The 18,390-nt window shown below is 72.8% G+C and carries 15 protein-coding genes; 11 read left to right on the top strand and 4 right to left on the bottom strand.

Annotated features, from left to right (window positions below; translation table 11 throughout):
• Positions 1-32: 32 nt before the first annotated feature.
• The 6 genes from N8J89_RS33955 to N8J89_RS33930 all read left to right on the top strand — a co-directional run bounded on the left by N8J89_RS33955 (position 33) and on the right by N8J89_RS33930 (position 7,455).
• On the top strand, positions 33-320 hold the full coding sequence (locus N8J89_RS33955) for an acylphosphatase (RefSeq protein ID WP_283661050.1): 288 nt from the start codon (positions 33-35) through the stop codon (positions 318-320).
• Between the two features lie 41 nt (positions 321-361).
• Positions 362-796, top strand: coding sequence for a winged helix-turn-helix transcriptional regulator (locus N8J89_RS33950; RefSeq protein WP_283661049.1), 435 nt, complete (start codon positions 362-364; stop codon positions 794-796).
• Between the two features lie 98 nt (positions 797-894).
• Positions 895-4,560, top strand: coding sequence for a chromosome segregation protein SMC (gene smc / locus N8J89_RS33945; RefSeq protein ID WP_283661048.1), 3,666 nt, complete (start codon positions 895-897; stop codon positions 4,558-4,560).
• A gap of 54 nt (positions 4,561-4,614) precedes the next feature.
• Positions 4,615-5,274: a hypothetical protein gene (locus N8J89_RS33940; RefSeq protein WP_283661047.1), complete on the top strand. Its 660-nt coding sequence runs from the start codon at positions 4,615-4,617 to the stop codon at positions 5,272-5,274.
• Between the two features lie 48 nt (positions 5,275-5,322).
• The gene (locus tag N8J89_RS33935; RefSeq protein WP_283661046.1) at positions 5,323-6,879 is read left to right on the top strand and encodes a phytoene desaturase family protein; all 1,557 of its coding nucleotides are present in this window, start codon (positions 5,323-5,325) and stop codon (positions 6,877-6,879) included.
• Positions 6,880-7,041: 162 nt separating this feature from the next.
• Positions 7,042-7,455 (top strand): LppU/SCO3897 family protein, encoded by a 414-nt coding sequence (locus N8J89_RS33930; protein ID WP_283661045.1) that lies wholly within the window; start codon positions 7,042-7,044, stop codon positions 7,453-7,455.
• Between the two features lie 69 nt (positions 7,456-7,524).
• On the opposite strand, the gene N8J89_RS33925 is transcribed toward N8J89_RS33930, so the two are convergent.
• The 3 genes from N8J89_RS33925 to N8J89_RS33915 form a co-directional block, all read right to left on the bottom strand.
• Complete coding sequence (locus N8J89_RS33925; protein ID WP_283661044.1) at positions 7,525-9,048, bottom strand: sodium:solute symporter; 1,524 nt, start codon at positions 9,046-9,048, stop codon at positions 7,525-7,527.
• Positions 9,049-9,063: 15 nt separating this feature from the next.
• Positions 9,064-10,278, bottom strand: a complete 1,215-nt coding sequence (locus N8J89_RS33920; RefSeq protein ID WP_283666317.1) for an anhydro-N-acetylmuramic acid kinase — start codon at positions 10,276-10,278, stop codon at positions 9,064-9,066.
• 120 nt (positions 10,279-10,398) lie between these two features.
• Positions 10,399-11,097, bottom strand: a complete 699-nt coding sequence (locus N8J89_RS33915; RefSeq protein WP_283661043.1) for a hypothetical protein — start codon at positions 11,095-11,097, stop codon at positions 10,399-10,401.
• 67 nt (positions 11,098-11,164) lie between these two features.
• Between N8J89_RS33915 and ftsY the strand changes: the two genes are divergently transcribed.
• Positions 11,165-12,475 (top strand): signal recognition particle-docking protein FtsY, encoded by a 1,311-nt coding sequence (ftsY, locus tag N8J89_RS33910; protein ID WP_502868361.1) that lies wholly within the window; start codon positions 11,165-11,167, stop codon positions 12,473-12,475.
• On the opposite strand, the gene N8J89_RS33905 is transcribed toward ftsY, so the two are convergent.
• A complete protein-coding gene (locus N8J89_RS33905; protein ID WP_283661042.1) occupies positions 12,468-13,505 on the bottom strand; it encodes a Gfo/Idh/MocA family protein in 1,038 nt (345 codons plus the stop codon). The genes ftsY and N8J89_RS33905 overlap by 8 nt on opposite strands.
• A 60-nt stretch (positions 13,506-13,565) precedes the next feature.
• Here N8J89_RS33905 and N8J89_RS33900 point away from each other — a divergent pair, with 60 nt between their 5' ends.
• The 4 genes from N8J89_RS33900 to N8J89_RS33885 all read left to right on the top strand — a co-directional run bounded on the left by N8J89_RS33900 (position 13,566) and on the right by N8J89_RS33885 (position 18,326).
• Positions 13,566-14,195 (top strand): TetR/AcrR family transcriptional regulator, encoded by a 630-nt coding sequence (locus tag N8J89_RS33900; protein ID WP_283661041.1) that lies wholly within the window; start codon positions 13,566-13,568, stop codon positions 14,193-14,195.
• A gap of 63 nt (positions 14,196-14,258) precedes the next feature.
• A complete protein-coding gene (locus N8J89_RS33895) occupies positions 14,259-15,596 on the top strand; it encodes an ammonium transporter (protein WP_283661040.1) in 1,338 nt (445 codons plus the stop codon).
• Positions 15,593-15,931 (top strand): P-II family nitrogen regulator, encoded by a 339-nt coding sequence (locus tag N8J89_RS33890; protein WP_252481985.1) that lies wholly within the window; start codon positions 15,593-15,595, stop codon positions 15,929-15,931. The genes N8J89_RS33895 and N8J89_RS33890 overlap by 4 nt, the downstream gene beginning before the upstream one ends.
• Before the next feature lie 13 nt (positions 15,932-15,944).
• Complete coding sequence (locus tag N8J89_RS33885; protein ID WP_283661039.1) at positions 15,945-18,326, top strand: [protein-PII] uridylyltransferase; 2,382 nt, start codon at positions 15,945-15,947, stop codon at positions 18,324-18,326.
• Positions 18,327-18,390 lie beyond the last annotated feature (64 nt).

Below are 18,390 nucleotides of genomic sequence, written 5' to 3'. Positions count from 1 at the left end.
AGCCGATTTGTCTTGTCCGGCAGGATGAAGCCGTGTCGAACGGGGCAGAAGTGGTGCGACTCACCGCCTGGGTGCACGGCCGGGTGCAGGGGGTCGGTTTCCGCTGGTCTACCAGGGCAAAAGCGTTGGAGCTCGGGCTGGTCGGCTGGGCCCGCAACGCCAGGGACGGCCGGGTGGAAGTGGTCGCGGAAGGAACCCGTCAGCTCTGCGGAGAACTACTGCGCTACCTCCAGTCAGGTGATACCCCAGGTCAAGTGACCACCGTGGTGGAGCAATGGGCAGGCGCTAAGGGTGGTCTGACCGGCTTCGCCGAGCGTTGAGCGGATCCCTCTCGCACGAAAGATCAAGTAAGGTCAAGCCCATGGCGGGTAGGCCCAGCTTCACCGGTGTCGCAGGTTCAGTCGCGCGCGCAGTCGACGAGATCGGCGACCTCCAAGTCCTGCTCATCCTGGAACAACTCTTCGCGGGCACCAGTGACCCGGTCGAGCTGCGCCGTGGCCTGGGCATGAAGGCAGAGGACTTCGACCCGCTGCTGGCCTACACCGTCGAACACGGCTTCGTCCGCCGCCGCCCCCGCCCGGAAAGCGGCGCCATCGTCTGGGAGTACGTCGCCACCGAGAAGGCCGAACCTCTCCGCGAGGTCCTCTCCGCCCTGGACCGCTGCGGCCTGGCCTGGCCCGCGCTCGGCGACGTCCGGCTGCCCCGCGCCGCCCGCCGCGGTGGCGCACGGGCCAAGCCGGAAGGGCCGGAGGACGAGGTCAGCCGGGTCGTGCCGTTCCCCCGGCCGATCAGGTAAACCCCGGCACACCAGCCCGGTTCCGACCCCCGAACGGCTGACCTGGGTACCCTTCCCCGGATACCCCCACCGGTGAGCGCGGGAAGGAGCGGGCGCACGTGCACCTCAAGAGCCTGACGCTGAAGGGCTTCAAGTCCTTCGCCTCGGCCACCACGCTGCGCTTCGAGCCGGGCATCACCTGCGTCGTCGGCCCGAACGGCTCCGGCAAGTCCAACGTGCTGGACGCGCTGGCCTGGGTGATGGGCGAGCAGGGGGCGAAAGCCCTGCGGGGCGGCAAGATGGAGGACGTCATCTTCGCCGGGACCTCCGGGCGGCCGCCGCTCGGGCGGGCCGAGGTGACCCTGACCATCGACAACTCCGACGGCGCGCTGCCGATCGAGTACACCGAGGTCAGCATCACCCGCCGGATGTTCCGCGAGGGCTCCAGCGAGTACGAGATCAACGGCACCCAGTGCCGCCTGCTGGACATCCAGGAACTGCTCTCCGACTCCGGTATCGGGCGGGAGATGCACGTCATCGTCGGGCAGGGCATGCTCGGCCAGATCCTGCAGTCGCGGCCCGAGGAGCGCAGGGCGTTCATCGAGGAAGCCGCGGGGGTGCTCAAGCACCGCAAGCGCAAAGAGAAGGCCATTCGCAAGCTGGACGCGATGCAGGCCAACCTCACCCGGCTCACCGACCTCACCGCCGAGCTGCGCCGCCAGCTCAAGCCGCTGGGCAAGCAGGCCGAGATCGCGCGCAAGGCGCAAACCGTGCAGGCCGACCTGCGGGACGCCCGGCTGCGGCTGCTCGCCGACGAGCTGGTCACCCAGCGCACCGACCTGGCCAGGGAAGAGGCCGACGAGGCCACCGCGCGGCGCAGGCGGGCCGAGGTCGAGCAGATGTTGCAGCTCGCCCAGTCCGAGCAGAGCGAGCTGGAGGAGCGCCTCGCGATCGAGGCGCCGATGCTGGCCAACGCGCAGGAGACCTGGTACCGGCTCTCCGCGCTGGAGGAACGGCTGCGCGGCACGGTCCGGCTGGCCGCCGAGCGCGCCCGGCACCTGTCCGCGCCGGTGGAGGCCAGCCGCGGCGGCCGCGACCCCGACGACCTGGAACGGGAGGCCGAGGAGGTCGCGCTCCAGGAGGCCGAGCTGCAGGAAGCGGCCGAGATGGCCGCCGAGGCGCTGACCGTCGCGCAGGCCACCCGCGCGGAGTTCGAGCAGGCGCTGAAGAACGCCGAGCGCGCGCACCTGGCCGCGATCCGGGCCATCGCCGACCGGCGGGAGGGCCTGGCCAGGCTGGCCGGGCAGGTGGAGGCGCTGCGCAGCAAGACCGGCGCCACCGCCGAGGAGATCGAGCGGCTCTCCGTCGCGCTGGCCGAGTCGCGGGAACGCGCCGAGCTGGCCCAGGTCGAGCTGGAGGAGGCCAAGGCCGCCAGCGGGATCGAGGAGGACGACGACACCGGCATCGGCGAGCGCCAGCAGGCCACCCAGGCCGCGCACAAGCAGGCCCGCGCCAGGGTCGAGGAGCTGGTCGCCGCCGAGCGCAAGGCCGAACGCGAGATCGCCTCCTGGAAGGCCAGGGTCGACGCGCTCTCCCTCGGCCTGACCCGCAAGGACGGCGCGGGCGCGCTGCTGGCCGCCGGATCCCGGCTGCCGGGGCTGCTCGGCTCGGTGGCCGCGCTGATGACCGTGGAACCCGGCGCCGAGGTGGCCATGGCCGCCGCGCTCGGCCCGGTCGCCGACGCGGTCGCGCTCACCGGCACCAGCGACGCCATCGCCGCGCTGGAGCTGCTCAAGACCTCCGACTCCGGCCGGGCCGGACTGCTGGTCGGCGCCAACCAGGTCCTGCCCGACCGCGCGGGCTGGCCGCAGCTGCCGCCCGGCGCGCGCTGGGCGGTCGACCTGGTGCACGTGCCGCAGCAGCTGCGTCCCGCGCTGTTCCGGGCGCTGGACCGGATGGCCGTGGTGGACGACCTGCCCGCGGCCGGCGCGCTGGTCAGGGCGCATCCCGAGGTCCGCGCGGTGACCACCGAGGGCGATGTGCTCGGCGCGGACTGGGCGGTCGGCGGCTCCGGCCGCAGCCAGAGCGTGATCGAGGTGCAGGCCGCGGTGGACGAGGCCCGCGAGCAGCTCGCCGAGGCCGAACGCAGGCTGGAGGCCGCCGGGGCCGCGCTGGAAGGCGCCCGCGCCGAGGAGAAGGCCCGCCGCGAGGAGGTCGGCCTCGCCCAGGAGGCGGTCAACGACGCCCGCGTGCAGCGGGCCCGCAGCTCCGAGCGGCTGGCCAGGCTGGGCCAGGCCGCCCGCTCCGCGCTCGCCGAGGCCGAGCGGCTGGAAGGCCAGCGCGCCAAGGTCGAGCACTCCCGCGAGGAGAACCTGACCCGGCTCACCGAGCTGGAAGAACGGCTGCTGGAGGTCGAGGGCGAGCAGGAGACCGACGACGAGCCGGACACCAGCGCCCGCGACGAGATCGCCTCGAACCTGGCCACCGCGCGGCAGGAGGAGATGGAGGCGCGGCTGGTCCAGCGCACCTCCGAGGAACGCGCCCGCGCCCTGCTCGGCCGGGCCGACTCGCTGCGCCGCGCCGCCCGGGCCGAACGTGAGGCCAGGGAACGCGCCGAGCGCGCCCGCGCCGCCCGCGGCCGGGGCGCCACCGTGGCCAACGCGGTGGTCTCGGCCGGTGAGACCGCGCTGGCGCGGATCGCGCACTCGCTGGCCCGCGCCGCCGCCGAGCGCGACGCCGCGCAGGTGCGCAAGGCCGAGCACGAGGGCCTGCTCGGCAAGGTGCGCAACCGGGTCCGCGAGCTGGGCACCGAGCTGGAGAAGCTGACCGACGCGGTGCACCGGGACGAGGTGCTGCGCGCCGAGCAGCGGCTGCGCATCGAGCAGCTGGAAACCAAGATCGCCGACGACTTCGGCATCGGCCTGGACGACCTGGTCACCGAGTACGGCCCGATGGCCTTCATCCCGCCCAGCGCACTGGAGGTCGCCGAGTACGAGGCGGCCAAGGAGCGCGGCGAGGAGGTCACCGCGCCGCAGCCGATGCCCTATGACCGGCCGACCCAGGAGCGCAGGGCCAAGCGGGCCGAACGCGACCTCGCCCTGCTCGGCAAGGTCAACCCGCTCGCCCTGGAGGAGTTCGCCGCGCTGGAGGAGCGCTACAAGTTCCTCTCCACCCAGCTGGAAGACCTCAAGGCCGCCCGCCGCGACCTGTTCAACACGATCAAGGAGGTCGACGAGCGGATCCTGGCCCTGTTCGCCGACGCCTACGAGGACGTGGCCAGGGAGTTCGTGCAGGTCTTCCAGACGCTGTTCCCCGGCGGTGAGGGCAAGCTGCTGCTCACCGACCCGGAGGACCTGCTCACCACCGGCGTCGAGGTCGAGGCCCGCCCGCCCGGCAAGAAGGTCAAGCGGCTGTCCCTGCTCTCCGGCGGGGAGAAGTCGCTGACCGCGGTGGCCATGCTGGTCGCGATCTTCCGCGCCCGGCCCTCGCCGTTCTACATCATGGACGAGGTCGAGGCCGCGCTGGACGACACCAACCTGCGCAGGCTGATCACGCTGTTCAGCCAGCTGCGGGAGAAGTCCCAGCTGATCGTGATCACCCACCAGAAGCCGACCATGGAGATCGCGGACGCGCTCTACGGGGTCAGCATGCGCGGTGACGGCATCAGCCAGGTGATCTCGCAGCGGATGCGCGGGGTGGACACCGCCGCGCCCGCCGCCGAGGAGTCCCCGGCGAAAATCACTCCGGAAAACGAAGCCACGGCGGAACCGGCACCCGCATCCTGACCCTCTAAGGTCACGCGCATCCGGAACCGCACCCACTCGGGGGAGAGCACCTTCGTGAACCAGCCCTACGGCCAGCAGCCTTACCAGCAGGGCCAGCAGCCCTTCCCCGGCCAGCAGCCGCCGTTCCCCGGTCAGCCGACCGGCCCGCAGCCCATGCCCGGCCAGCCGTTCCCCGGCCAGCCGTACCAGGGACCGCAGAGCGGCGGTTTCCCCGCGCAGCAGCCCCCGCCCGGCGCCTACCCGGGCGGCCCTGGCGGCTACCCCGGTGGTCCCGGTGGTTACCCCGGTGGACCCGGCGCGCCCGGCATGCAGCCGCAGCTGCCGCCGCCCCCGCCCGGCCAGGGCCGCCTGCTGCTGGACACCTCGTTCTTCCCGCTGGCCTTCATCCTCAACTGGTTCAAGCCCACGCTGATCATCAACGGCAGGCCGGGCCCGATCAACTGGGGCCAGACCCCGATCGACCTGCCGCCCGGCCAGTACCACGTGAAGGTGTTCTTCCGTTACATCTTCATGGACGCCGGACCGGCCGAGGCGATGATCCCGATCGGCGAGGGCCAGACCGTGCCGGTGTTCTACAAGGCTCCGGCGATCATGTTCGTGGACGGCGCGATCGGCCCGATGCCGCAGCCGGTCCGCGGCATCGGCGCGATGATCGGGATCATGGCGGCCATCTTCCTGCTGGCCTTCCTGATGCCGCTGCTGATCCTGATCTGATCCATCGCCGCTATCGCGGAGCCCGCCCGCTCGGCCACGATCGCTGTCATGAACGGACACAGCGATGTGATCGTGGTCGGCGGCGGGCACAACGGGCTGGTCGCGGCGGTGCTGCTGGCCAGGGCCGGGCGGTCGGTGCGGCTGCTGGAACGGGCCGGGCACCTCGGCGGCGCGTCGATCGGCAAGCGGGTCTTCGCCGGTCAGCCCGCCCGGCTGTCCCAGTACTCCTACCTGGTCAGCCTGCTGCCGGACGCCCTGGCCGCTGAGCTGCGGCTGCCGCTGGAACTGCGGTCCCGCGCGGTGTCCTCCTACACCCCGGTGCGCCGCGGCGGCCGGGACCTGGGCCTGCTGGTCGAACGCGAGCCCGGCCCGGCCACCGAGGCATCCTTCGCCGAGGTCACCGGCTCCTCGGCGGCCTGGACGTCCTGGCAGCGCTTCTACCGCGGGGTGGACGCCTTCGCCGCCGCGGTCGGCCCCGCCCTGGACGGCCCGCTGCGCAGGCGGCGCGAGGTGCGGGACCGGGTGACCGAGCTCGCTGGCGCGGATACCTGGGACGACCTGGTGGAACGGCCCCTTGCCGAGGTGCTCGAGCGGGAGTTCGCCGACGACCTGGTGCGCGGGGTGGTGGCCACCGACGGGCTGATCGGCATCGACACCTCGCTGCGCGACCCCGGCCTGGCGCAGAACCGCTGCTTCCTCTACCACGTGGCGGGCAACGGTTCGGGGGAGTGGCGGGTGCCGGTCGGCGGCATGGGCGCGCTGGCCGACGCGCTCACCCTCGCGGCGCAGGCCGCCGGAGTGGAGATCCACCTGGGCAGCGCGGCGGAGTCGGTGCGGGAGCACGGGAACCGGGTCGAGGTGTCCACTGTGGACGGTGCGACCTACACCGGCGGGCACGTGCTGGCCGCGGTCGCGCCCTCGGTGCTGGACCGGCTGCTCGGGCGACCCGCGACCGACCCGGAGGGCAGTCAGCTCAAGGTGAACCTGTTGCTGCGCAGGCTGCCCCGGCTGCGCAGCGGCGCCGACCCGCGCCAGGCCTTCGCCGGGACGCTGCACCTGGGCGAGTCCTACACCGAGCTGGAGTCCGCGCACGCCCTTGTCGCGCAAGGGAAACTGCCCGGCCCGCTGCCGTGCGAGGTCTACTGCCACTCGCTGACCGACCCGTCCATCCTGGGTCCGCTGGCCGCCGAGGGATACCACACGCTGACCCTGTTCGGCCTGCACGCGCCGGCCCGCCTCTTCCGCGCGGGCACCACCCGCGAGCAGGCCACCGCCGCCGCGCTGGCCGCCCTGCAAGCCTGCCTGGCCGAACCCCTGGACGACGTGCTCGCCCGCGACGCCGACGGCAGGCCCTGCGTGCAGGCGGCCACCCCGCTGGACCTGGAGGCCGACCTGGGCATGCCCGGCGGGCACATCTTCCACGGCGACCTGAGCTGGCCCTGGCTGGATGACGACGAACCGGCCGAGACGCCGGCGCAGCGGTGGGGGGTGGCGGTGCCGGGGCAGCGCCGGGTGCTGCTGGCCGGCGCGGGCAGCCGCCGGGGCGGCGGGGTCAGCGGACTCGGCGGTCAGGCCGCCGCGCGTGCGGTTGCCGAAACCGGCTGAGTTCCGCGCCTGCGGCACGACGTCGGACGGCCTTTTTCCTGGTAACGGGCATTGCCGGTCTCGAGCCGGTAACGCATTCGCCGTCGATTTGTGCCTTACGTGACAACATGTCACCATTGCGCGTCGCCCATGTGGGCGAACCTCAACAAGGAGACACTGGGGATGACTAACCCACAGCCTGACGCGCCTCAGGGCCAGCCCGTTCCGCCCGCCGCCGAGCAGGCGCCGGCGCCGAAGAAGAAGAGTGTCCTGCCCAAGGTGCTCGGCATCGTGCTGGTGGTACTGCTCGCGGGTGGTTTCGCGATCTACCGCTACATGAACTCCGCCAGCAGCGCCCAGGTCGGCGACTGCCTTTCCGGCCAGCTCACCTCGCAGGAGAGCAACAAGCAGCTGAACAAGGTCGACTGCGGCTCCGCCGAGGCGACCCTGAAGGTGCTCGGCCGCGTGCCCGACGTCAAGGACCCCGACGTCAAGGAAGAGCTCTGCGCCCCGTGGCCGGACTTCGAGGGCTACTACTGGGAGGGCAAGCGCGGCGGCAGCGGCGCGGTCCTCTGCGTACAGCAGATCAAGAAGTAACGGCTTTCAGCTGAACAAATGGCGCCGGCCTCGGAATGAGGCCGGCGCCATTTGTTGTTCTGTGCCGGACTAAGCCGCCTTTGCCGCGCTGGCGGGTTCTTCGTCCACCGGCGCGGGTGTGCGCGGGTGCCGCAGTGACAACAGCCCGCCGACGATCAACGTGATCGCCACGCCCATCGGCGGGTACCACGGGTACGCCAGCCCCTTGGTCCCGCTGAGCACCGGCGGCAGGATGATCGCCACCATGGTCAGCACGGTCACCAGGAACGCGATGATGGCGTCCGCCTGCCGGGCCCGTTTCACGATCAGCCCCAGCAGGAACGCGCCCAGCAGCGCGCCGTAGGTGTAGCCGGTGATGGACAGGCCCTGCTCGACGATCGGGTTGCCGCGCTTGGTGAACTGCGCGAACAGCCCGGCGAAGACGATCAGCAGCCCGGCCCAGATCACCGTCCACAGCTTGCCCTGGCGGAGCAGGTCGGCGTCGGAGAGCTTGCGCTTGACCACCCGCGCGTAGATGTCGGTCACCGTGGAGGAGGCCAGCGCGCCGAGCGAGGAGCTGAGCGCGGCGGCCAGGATGCCCGCGATGACGAACCCGGAGAGGCCGCTGGGCAGCTCGGTGACGATGAAGGTGGCGAACAGTTCGTCGTTGTTGTTCAGCCCCAGGTCCTGCACCGGCTTGGCCGCGTTGTAGAAGGCCCACAGCATCACGCCGATGAACAGGAACAGGGCGAACTGGACGAACACCACCACACCGCTGGCGATCAGCGCCTTCTGACTGGCCCGGACGTCCCTGGTGGCCATCAGCCGCTGCACGATCAGCTGGTCGGCGCCGTGCGAGGCCATGGACAGCACCGCGCCGCCGATCACCGCGGTGATCAGCGCGTATGGGCTGTACAGCGGGTCGGAGGTGAGGTCGAAGACCTGGAACTTGTTGGCGTCGAAGGCTTTCCCGAGCCAGTCGCCGGGCAGCCGGTCGGCCAGCGCCCAGATCACCACGGCCGCGCCGAGCAGGTACCAGAGCATCTGGATCGCGTCGACCCAGACCACCGCGCGCACCCCGCCGAAGAAGCTGTAGACCACCATCGCGATGCCCAGCACGAACACGATGGTCCAGTAGCTGGCCTCGACCCCGTAGGCGCCGAGCACCACCTTCACCGGGATCGCGGTGGCGAACAGCCGCAGCCCGTCGGCCAGCAGCCTGGTGAACAGGAAGGTCACCGAGGCGGTGGTGCGCAGCCCGTCGCCGAACCGCTTGCCCAGGAAGGCGTAGGCGGTGACCAGGTCACCGGCCACGTACTTGGGCAGCAGCACGAAGGAGACCACGATCCGGCCCAGCAGGTACCCGATGGCCAGCGACAGGAAGGTCATCCCGCCGGCGCCGGGAGTGGCCAGGTAGGCCACCGTCGGCACGCTGAGCACGGTCAGCGTCGAGGTCTCCGCGGAGACCACGGACAGGCAGACCACCCACCACGAGATCTTGCCCTCGCCCACGAAGTAGTCGTTGGCCGACTTCTGCCTGCCGCCGATCCAGATCCCCAGCAGCGGCATGCCCACCAGGAACACCGCGATGATGGCCAGGTCGAGACTGCGCACGTCCCACCTCCTGCTCTAACCGCCGGTTCGCACCGGCTCCCCAGTGATGTGCCCCCCGTCGGCCCCGGTGTTCCCCTGGACCCCCGCGTTCCCCTGGACGCAGCGCAGCGCGACCGGTTGCCGCGGCCACGGCTCCGGCAGGCGCAGCGCGGTGCGCCCCGGGGTGATGCTGCCCAGCGGGCGCGGGCCGACCGCTCCTGTGGTGGCCGGCAGGTTGCCGGGCTGACCGCAGAAGGTGAGCAGGCCGAGCAGCGCCGCAAGGTAGCCCTCCTTGCCGTCGGCAGGCAGCCCCTCGGCCGCGCTGGTGACCAGCTCGGCCGGGGCTAGATGCCTGCTCAGAGCGGCCATCAGCGTGGCGTTGTGCACCCCGCCTCCGGAAGCCACCACCCGGGTGGCCTCTTGCCGTTCACACTCCCGGGCGACCGTCTGGGCGGTCAGCTCGACCAGGGTGGCGAGCAGGTCCGGTCCCTCGGGCGGCTCGGCCACCCGGTCCAGGGCCGCGCGCAGGTAGTCGGCGGTGTAGTGCTCCTTGCCGGTGGACTTCGGCGGCGCCAGCTCGTAGTAGGGATCGGCCAGCAGGATCGACAACAGGCCCGGGTGAGGGGAGCCGATGGCGGCGAGCCGGCCCCCCTCGTCGCGCTCGCGACGTTCCGGTAGCAGCCGGGTGGCCGCGTCGAGCAGCGCGTTCCCCGGACCTGTGTCGTAGGCCAGCGGCGGCACAGCGCCACCGACCACGCTGATGTTGGCGATGCCACCGAGGTTGAGCGCGGCCGTCCGCGCCGCCCGGTGGCCCAGCCAGAGCTGGTCGAACAGTCCGGCCAGCGGCGCGCCGTGCCCGCCGGCGGCCACGTCCCTGGCGCGCAGGTCGGCCACCACCGGCAGTCCGGTGGCCTCGGCGATCCAGGCGGGCTGGCCCAGCTGCAGGGTGCCCTCGCAGCGGCCGTCCTGCACCCAGTGGTAGATCGTCTGCCCGAGCGAGCCGACCAGGTCGGCCCGCCCGTCGCACAGCTCGGTCAGCCCGCGCAGCGCGGCCACCCCGAAGGCCCGGCCGACCATGGTGTCCAGCCGGCACAGCTGCCGGGCCGAGCACTCCGCGGGCGGCAGCGCGGCCAGCAGCTCGGCGCGCAGCTCGCCGGGATAGGCCAGCTCAAGACAGCCCAGCGGGCGCAGCTCCAGCCACCCGTCGCCGCCCATGCGGAACTCGGCCGCGGCCACGTCGATGCCGTCCATCGACGTGCCGGACAGCAGCCCGAGCACCCGCCAAGATTTCACAAGATGTGGTCTATTGCATGGCGGAAGTTTACGCAAGAGTGCGTTGAAGCCGCTGACGCAGTTGATAGCGAGTCGAGATCAGCCGGTCAGCGCGGCCACCAACTCCTTGCCCTTGGGCAGCATGTCGTCCCGGCACTGGTCGATCTCCGGGCCGTGCGTGGCGCCGCCGGGGATGCCCGCGCCCTCCTGGTGCAGGGTCACCAGCACGTTGCCGTCGGCGAATCGCCCGTAGCAGCCGTTGCCGCCGGTGGACTTGGGGAACAGCACGTTCTCCCCCTCCGCCCGGTCCGCGGCGGACTTGTCGATGGTCAGCCAGTACTGGGCACCGTCCCTGGTGCCGTTGTGCTGGGGCTGGTTGTCGCTGCGGAACAGGGTGATCTCGGCCCGCAGGTTCTGCTCCGGCTGCCGGGATCCCCAGTAGCAACGGACGTCCACCGTCTGCAGGTCGCCCTGGCCCCTGGCGGCCTGGGTGTCGGTGGTCTTCTTCGAGTTCGCCGGCTCCAGGGCGGGGAACAGGGTGAGCTTGGCGTGCAGCGCGGCGCAGTCGGGCAGGTCGTTGTGCTTGTCAGCGGGACCGGCCTCGGCGGTGGCGGTGTCCTGCGGGGTGTCGGCGGAGTCGTCAGTGGTCAGCGCGATGACCACGCCGATCCCGGCCGCCAGCAGCACGGCCAGGCCGGCCGCGAGCGCGATCATCGGCCCGTTGGACTTCTTCGGCGGCTGTGGGTAGCCGTAGGGCGGTGGGTACTGCGGCTGCTGCTGGTACGGACCCGGTTGCATGGTCATCATCCTGGCCCAGACGCCACTCCGGCGAGGGCCGAACCGCACATGATGCGAGGATGGGTCCGTGTCTGCCGAAGTCATGATCTGGATCGCCGTCGCCGTCGCCGCGGTGCTGCTCGTCGCACTCGTCACCGGGGTCGTGCTGGCCCGCCGCCGCCGGGTCAGCCTCGCCGAGCAGGACAAGCCCGTGGTCGAGGGCCGTCCGGGCTACCAGGCGGATCGCAAGATCAGTTTCGCCCCCGGCGGCGAGGCCGCGACCGCGGAACCCGAACCGCACCCGGTGACCGAGCGCACCGAGGTCGACGGCCAGCCCGGCGTCGGCGACGACGCCGCGGTGCCCAGGGACACCCCGCGCCGGGACATCGTGGACGTGCCGCTGCCCCCGGCCGCCGAGGCTCCGGCCCCGATCGAGCCGATCGTGGTGGCCCAGACGCACCCGGTGCCCGAGAACATCGAGCCCGCCGCCGGTCGCCTGGAGCGGCTGCGCGGCAGGCTGGCCAAGTCCCGCTCCGCCTTCGGCCAGGGCCTGCTCGGCCTGCTCGGCGCGGGCGACCTGGACGAGGACTCCTGGACCGAGGTCGAGGACACCCTGCTGCTGGCCGACCTGGGCGCGGCCACCACCGCGGAGATCATCGAGCGGCTGCGCGCGGAGATCGTCACCCGCGGCGTGCGCACCCCGGAGGCGGCCCGCGCGGTGCTGCGCGAGGTGCTGGTGGACGCGCTCAAGCCGGAGATGGACCGCTCGGTGCGCGCCCTGCCGCACGACGGCCGCCCGGCGGTGCTGCTGGTCACCGGCGTCAACGGCACCGGCAAGACCACCACCACCGGCAAGCTGGCCAGGGTGCTGGTCGGCGACGGCCGCACCGTGATCCTGGGCGCGGCGGACACCTTCCGCGCCGCCGCCGCCGAGCAGCTGGCCACCTGGGCCGAGCGCGCGGGCGCGGAGATCGTGCGCGGCAAGGAGGGCGCGGACCCGGCCAGCGTGGCCTTCGACGCGGTCAAGCGCGGCGTGGACGCCGGGGTGGACGCCGTGCTGGTGGACACCGCGGGCCGCCTGCACACCAAGACCGGCCTGATGGACGAGCTGGGCAAGGTCAAGCGGGTGGTGGAGAAGCAGGCCAAGGTGGACGAGGTGCTGCTGGTGCTGGACGCCACCACCGGCCAGAACGGCCTCACCCAGGCCAGGGTTTTCTCCGACGTGGTCGAGGTGACCGGCATCGTGCTGACCAAGCTGGACGGCACCGCCAAGGGCGGCATCGTCTTCCAGGTGCAGCGCGAGCTGGGCGTCCCGGTCAAGCTGGTCGGCCTGGGCGAGGGCCCGGACGACCTGGCCCCGTTCACCCCCGGCGCCTTCGTGGACGCCCTGCTCAGCTGACCAGGAGCCGGTGCAGGTCCTCGGCCTCCCGGAAGCCGGGGACCACCCGGGAACCCGTGCGCAGGTCCACGGCCAGCTGCCGGTAGAGCCCGGCCACGTTCACCGCGGCCACCGGCAGGTCCGGTTCGGGCAGTGGCACCGGCCTGCCGTGGGTGTCCAGCAGCTCCAGCCGCCCGATCTGCGGCTGGATGGACATCAGCTCGGCATCCGGCGTGGAGGCCAGGGTCAGGCTGCCCTCGGTGCCGCTGATCTCCAGCCGGACCCTGGGCCGGTGCGCCTCGCCGTCGTGCACCAGCACCGTGGCCAGCACGCCGCCGTCCAGCTCGGCCACCGCGGCGAAGTGGTCGGGCGCGGTCACCGCGATCCGCTCCCCGGTCTCGGCGATCACCTGCTCCGGCACCTGGAGCGTGCTGCGCGCGGTGAGCCCGCGGATCGGGCCGAGCAGGTGCCGCAGCAGGTCCACCGCGTGCCCGCCGAGCACCTCCACCAGCCCGGCGCCGTTGGCCCGGTCGAAGGTGTAGGCGGTCCAAGCCGGTGCCCCGTCCGGGCCGCCCTTGGCCCGCGCGCAGAGCAGGGTGGCGGTCCGGATCCGCCCGAGCCGCCCGTCCGCGACCAGCCGCCGGGCCGCGACCACCGCGGGGGAGAACCGCCCCTGCAAGCCGACCACCGCGCGCACGCCCGCGGCCTCGGCCTCCTCAGCCAGCTCCCGGGCCTGCGCCGGGTGCAGCGCCAGCGGCCACTCGCAGAGCACGTGCTTGCCCGCCCGCAGCGCGGCCCGCACCAGCTCGGCGTGCGCCGGCACCTTCACCGTGACCACCACCAGGTCCACCTCGGGATGACCGGCCAGCTCCGCGGCGTCGGTGCAGGCGTGCCGCGCGCCGAACCGTTCCCTGGCCAGCGCCGCGCTCTCCGCCTTGGTGGTGCCCACCGCCACCAGCTCGTACTCCGGCTGGGCGGCCAGCGCGGGGACGTGCGCCCTGGCCGCCCAGCCGCGGTCCGGGCTGGCGCCCAGGATGCCGACTCCGATCATCGGCACCTCCTCCTAAACGGGTCACGCTGACCCGTTTAGCGCCGACCTTGGACTGCCGCCATGTCCGCCGTCGAGGAGCTGCTCGCCACCGGCGCCGCCCGCGCCGACGCCCGGCGCAACGTGGCCCGGCTGGTCGCCGCCGCCCGCGAGGCACTGGACGAGCAGGGCCTGGGCGTCACCACCAGGGAGATCGCGCACCGGGCAGGGGTCGGCCTGGGCACCGTGCACCGCCGGGTGCCCTCGGTGCGGAAGCTGGTCGCCGCGATCCTGGCCGACACCATCGACACGATGATCGAGCTGGCCCGGCAGGCCGCGGCCGAGCCGGACCCGTGGCCGGCCTTCACCGGCTTCGCGGAGAGCTACGTGCAGCTGCGCGCGGCCAGCTGCGGCCTGCACGCCGCCCTCGCCGGCGCGGGCGGCCCCGACCTCACCGAGCCGGTCGAGCGCCTGCGCGCCGCGGTCACCCTGCTGGTGCGGCGGGCTCAGGACGCCGGTGCGATCCGGACCGACCTGGACGCCCACGACGTGGTCTTCCTGCTGGCCACGGCCATCCCGGCCGAGCGCACCCTGGGCCTGCTCGCCCGGCCGGAGCAGTGGCGGCGCAATCTCGGCGTCCTGTTGGACGGTCTGCGCAACCCAGCCGTAACACCGGCCTCGGCACAGTTCACTTCGGTGAAACCTCCGGCGTAACCGGACGAAACACCGCCTCTCGATCCTTCACCGCAACGTGGCAGGCACGGGAGGACTACGAGAATGAACCAAGGCGACACCGCCTGGGTGCTGATCAGCGCCGCTCTGGTGCTGCTCATGACGCCGGGGCTTGCGTTCTTCTACGGCGGCATGGTGCGCGCGAAGAGTGTGCTCAACATGCTGATGATGAGTGTCGGCAGCATGGCCGTGGTCGGCGTGCTGTGGATCCTGTACGGCTACTCCTTCAGCTTCGGCAAGGACGTGGCAGGTGGCTGGCTGGCCGACCCGGCCGAGTTCTTCGGCCTCAGCGGGCTGATGAGCCCGGAGGCGGTCTCGGGCACCATCCCGACGCTGGCCTTCGTCGCCTTCCAGGCCATGTTCGCGATCATCACCGTCGCGCTGATCTCCGGCGCGATCGCCGACCGCACCCGGTTCGTGCCGTGGCTGGTCTTCGCCGCGATCTGGGTCACCGTGGTCTACTTCCCGGTCGCGCACTGGGTCTTCGACTTCGACGGCAAGGACGCAGACGGCAACGTGACCGACCCCGGCGGCTGGATCGCCAACCAGCTGGGCGCGATCGACTTCGCCGGTGGCACCGCGGTGCACATCAACGCGGGTGCGGCCGCACTGGCCCTGGTGCTGGTGCTCGGCAAGCGGCGCGGCTGGCCCAAGGAGCCGATGAAGCCGCACAACCTGCCGTTCGTGGTGCTCGGCGCCGGTCTGCTGTGGTTCGGCTGGTTCGGCTTCAACGCCGGTTCCGCGCTGGCCGCCAACACCACCGCCGCGGTCACCTTCGTCAACACCATCGGCGCCACCGCGGCGGCGATGATCGGCTGGCTGGTGGTGGAGCGCTTCCGCGACGGCAAGCCCACCACCCTCGGCGCGGCCTCGGGCATCGTGGCCGGCCTGGTCGCCATCACCCCGGCCTGCTCGGCGGTCAGCCCGATCGGCGCGCTGGCCATCGGCGTCATCGCCGGTGTGGTCTGCGCCCTCGCGGTGGGCCTGAAGTACAAGCTGGGCTACGACGACTCGCTCGACGTGGTCGGCGTGCACCTGGTCGGCGGCCTGGCTGGCACCCTGCTGATCGGCCTGTTCGCCACCGACGCGGCCCCGGCCGCGGCCAAGGGCCTGTTCTACGGTGGCGGCCTCGAGCTGCTGGGCAAGCAGGCGGTCGGCGCGTTCGCGGTGCTCGTCTACTCCTTCGTGCTCTCCCTGCTCATCGGGTACCTGATCAAGGTCACCATCGGCTTCCGGGTCGAGGCGGAGGCCGAGGTCGAGGGCATCGACGACGCCGAGCACGCGGAGAGCGCCTACGACTTCGCCACCTTCGGCGGTCGGGGCGGCGCGTTCAAGCCCACGGGCTCCGCATCCACCGCGTCCCTTGAGGAGAGCAAGGCATGAAGCTGGTAACCGCGATCGTCAAGCCGTTCACCATCGACGACGTGAAGGCCGCGCTGGAGCAGCTGGGCGTGCTCGGCATGACCGTCAGCGAGGTCCAGGGCTACGGCAGGCAGAAGGGGCACACCGAGGTCTACCGCGGCGCGGAGTACGCCGTGGACTTCGTGCCCAAGATCCGCATCGAGGTGCTGATCGACGACACCGGGGTGGACAAGGTGGTCGACGCGATCGTCGAGTCCGCGCGCACCGGCAAGATCGGCGACGGCAAGGTGTGGGTGACCTCGGTGGACACCGTGGTGCGGGTGCGCACCGGGGAACGCGGCACTGACGCGATCTGAGGCGGAGCGTCGCATGAGCGCAGGGATCAGCGAGTCGGTCGGTCCCGCCGCGGGGGACCTGGTGCGGGCGCGGCAGTTGCTGCTGGCGCCCGCACCGGGCCACCGCAAGCTGGCCGCCGAGCCACTACGGGCGGCCCTGGTGGACCTGCACGACTTCTGGCTGGCCGCGCACGCCGGGCTGGCCGGGATCGGCGGGGCGGGCAGCGGCACCGCGCTGGTCGCGGTGGGCGCGCTGGGCCGCCGCGAGCTGGCCCCGTACTCCGACCTCGACCTGGTTCTTGTCCACAATGGACGGACCGAGGTGGGCGCGCTGGCCGACCGGCTGTGGTACCCGCTGTGGAACTCCGGCATCGGCCTGGACCACTCGGTGCGCACCACCGCCGAGGCGGAGAAGGTGGCCGGCGCGGACCTGCGCGCCGCGCTCGGCCTGCTGGAGGTGCGGCACCTGGTCGGCGACCAGTCGCTGTCCGACCGGCTCGCCGCCGGGGCCAGGCAGTCCTGGCGGGCCGGCATCCGGAACCGGTTCGAGGAGCTGGTGGAGGCCGCCGAGACGCGCTGGCAGCGCTCCGGCGAGGTCGCGCACCGGGTCGAGCCGGACCTCAAGAACGGCAAGGGCGGCCTGCGCGACCTGAACCTGCTGGACGCGCTGGCCGCCACCCAGCTGGTGGACCGGCCGGGCAAGGAGGTGCGCGAGGCCCGCACACTGCTGCTGGACGTGCGCACCGAGCTGCACCGGGCCTGCGGCAAGGCCCGCGACATCATCCGGGCCGAGGACGGCGACGAGATCGCCCTCGCGCTCGGCCTGCCGGACCGCTTCGAGCTGGCCCGGCTGCTCTCCGCCACCGGCCGCACCGTGGCCTACGCGGTGGACGTGGCCCTGCGCACCGCGCGCAACGCCTTGCCGCGCAAGGGTTTCGCCGCACTCAGCAGCCGCGCCCCGTGGAACCGCGGCCCGGCGCGGCGGCCACTGGACGACGGGGTCGTGCTGCACGGCGGCGAGGTCGCGCTGGCCCGCGACGCGGTGCCGGCCCGCGATCCCGGCCTGCTGCTGCGGGTGGCCGCCTCGGCCGCGCGCACCGGCAGCCCGATCGCCGCGGGCACCCTGGCCCGCCTGGCCGACTCCGCGCCCGAGCTGCGCCGCCCGTGGCCCAGCGAGGCCAGGCAGGAGCTGCTCGCCCTGCTCGGCTGCGGCCGCGGCCTGATCGGCGTGGTGGAGGCGCTGGACCGCACCGGCCTGTGGGGACGGCTGTTCCCGGAGTGGGGCGCGGTCCGCGACCTGCCGCCGCGCGATGCCGCGCACGCCTGGACGGTGGACCGGCACCTGGTGCACGCGGTGGCCAACGCGGCCCGGCTGGCCACCACCGTCTCCCGCCCCGACCTGCTGCTGCTGGCCACCCTGCTGCACGACATCGGCAAGGGCCGCGACGGCGACCACTCCGAGGTCGGCGCCGCACTGGCCACCCAGGTCTGCGAACGCCTCGGCCTGTGGCCCTCCGACGTCGCGGTCGTCGCCTCGGTCGTCCGCCACCACCTGTTGCTGCCGCACACCGCCACCCGCCGCGACGTGGAGGACCCGGCCACCGTGCACCGCGTGGTGGACACCCTCGGCGGCGACCCGGTGGTGCTGGAGCTGCTGCACGCCCTCGCCGAGGCCGACTCGCTGGCCACCGGCCCCGGCGTGTGGACGGAGTGGAAGGCCGCGCTGATCGCCGACCTGGCCCGCCGCTGCCGCGCCGCCATGGCGGGGGAGCAGCTGGCAGGACCGGGCCCGCTGCCCGCCGAACAGGCCGAACTGGCCGAGTCCGCGGTGGCCACCGGCAAACCGCACGTGGTGATCACCCCGTCCGGCCACACCGCCACGGTCACCGTGCTGGCCCCCGACCGGATCGGCCTGCTGTCCCTGGCCAGCGGCGTGCTCGCGCTGAACTCGCTGGAGGTGCACGCGGCCGAGGTCAGCGCGCACGCCGGCGCGGGCGTGGAGACCTTCACCGTGTCCCCGCGCTTCGGCACCCTGCCCGATGCCGCGCTGCTGCGCGAACAGCTGGTCAAGGTGCTCGACGGCACGCTGTCCCTGGCCGACCGCCTGGCCGCCAAGGAACGCGACTACGGCGGCCCGCCGGAGGAGATCGCCCCGCCCAGGGTGCTGTGGTTCGACGACGAGGCCAGCGGCGCGGTGGTGATGGAGCTGCGCGCCACCGACCGCATCGGCCTGCTGCACCGCGTCGCCGCGGCCTTGGAGGCGTGCAAGGTCGACGTCCGCTGGGCCAGGGTGGCCACCCTGGGCGGCACGGTTGTCGACTCCTTCAGCATCACCACCAGCGACAACGGCCTCGCCGAGCCGGGCAGCCCAGCCCGCCGCAAGATCGAGAAGGCGGTGCTGGCCGCCGCGCGTTGACCGGGCACCGCGCGCGAGACCGGCTCCGCCACGGGTGAAGCTACCCCTCCGTACCCGGGCGGGC

Source organism: Crossiella sp. CA-258035 (genome assembly GCF_030064675.1).
In the GTDB taxonomy this organism is placed as follows: Bacteria; Actinomycetota; Actinomycetes; order Mycobacteriales; family Pseudonocardiaceae; genus Crossiella.
The sequence above is the reverse complement of the archived record's forward strand: the minus strand, read 5'-3'. Positions and strand labels throughout refer to the sequence as shown.

Excerpts from the sequence above, each read along its gene's own strand:
- N8J89_RS33935 (WP_283661046.1), top strand. The coding sequence starts at position 5,323 with ATGAACGGACACAGCGATGTGATCGTGGTCGGCGGCGGGCACAACGGG.
- N8J89_RS33915 (WP_283661043.1), bottom strand. The coding sequence starts at position 11,097 with ATGCAACCGGGTCCGTACCAGCAGCAGCCGCAGTACCCACCGCCCTAC.
- N8J89_RS33890 (WP_252481985.1), top strand. The coding sequence starts at position 15,593 with ATGAAGCTGGTAACCGCGATCGTCAAGCCGTTCACCATCGACGACGTG.
- N8J89_RS33895 (WP_283661040.1), top strand. The coding sequence starts at position 14,259 with ATGAACCAAGGCGACACCGCCTGGGTGCTGATCAGCGCCGCTCTGGTG.
- N8J89_RS33930 (WP_283661045.1), top strand. The coding sequence starts at position 7,042 with ATGACTAACCCACAGCCTGACGCGCCTCAGGGCCAGCCCGTTCCGCCC.
- N8J89_RS33950 (WP_283661049.1), top strand. The coding sequence starts at position 362 with ATGGCGGGTAGGCCCAGCTTCACCGGTGTCGCAGGTTCAGTCGCGCGC.
- N8J89_RS33920 (WP_283666317.1), bottom strand. The coding sequence starts at position 10,278 with ATGGACGGCATCGACGTGGCCGCGGCCGAGTTCCGCATGGGCGGCGAC.
- N8J89_RS33885 (WP_283661039.1), top strand. The coding sequence starts at position 15,945 with ATGAGCGCAGGGATCAGCGAGTCGGTCGGTCCCGCCGCGGGGGACCTG.
- N8J89_RS33905 (WP_283661042.1), bottom strand. The coding sequence starts at position 13,505 with ATGATCGGAGTCGGCATCCTGGGCGCCAGCCCGGACCGCGGCTGGGCG.
- N8J89_RS33900 (WP_283661041.1), top strand. The coding sequence starts at position 13,566 with ATGTCCGCCGTCGAGGAGCTGCTCGCCACCGGCGCCGCCCGCGCCGAC.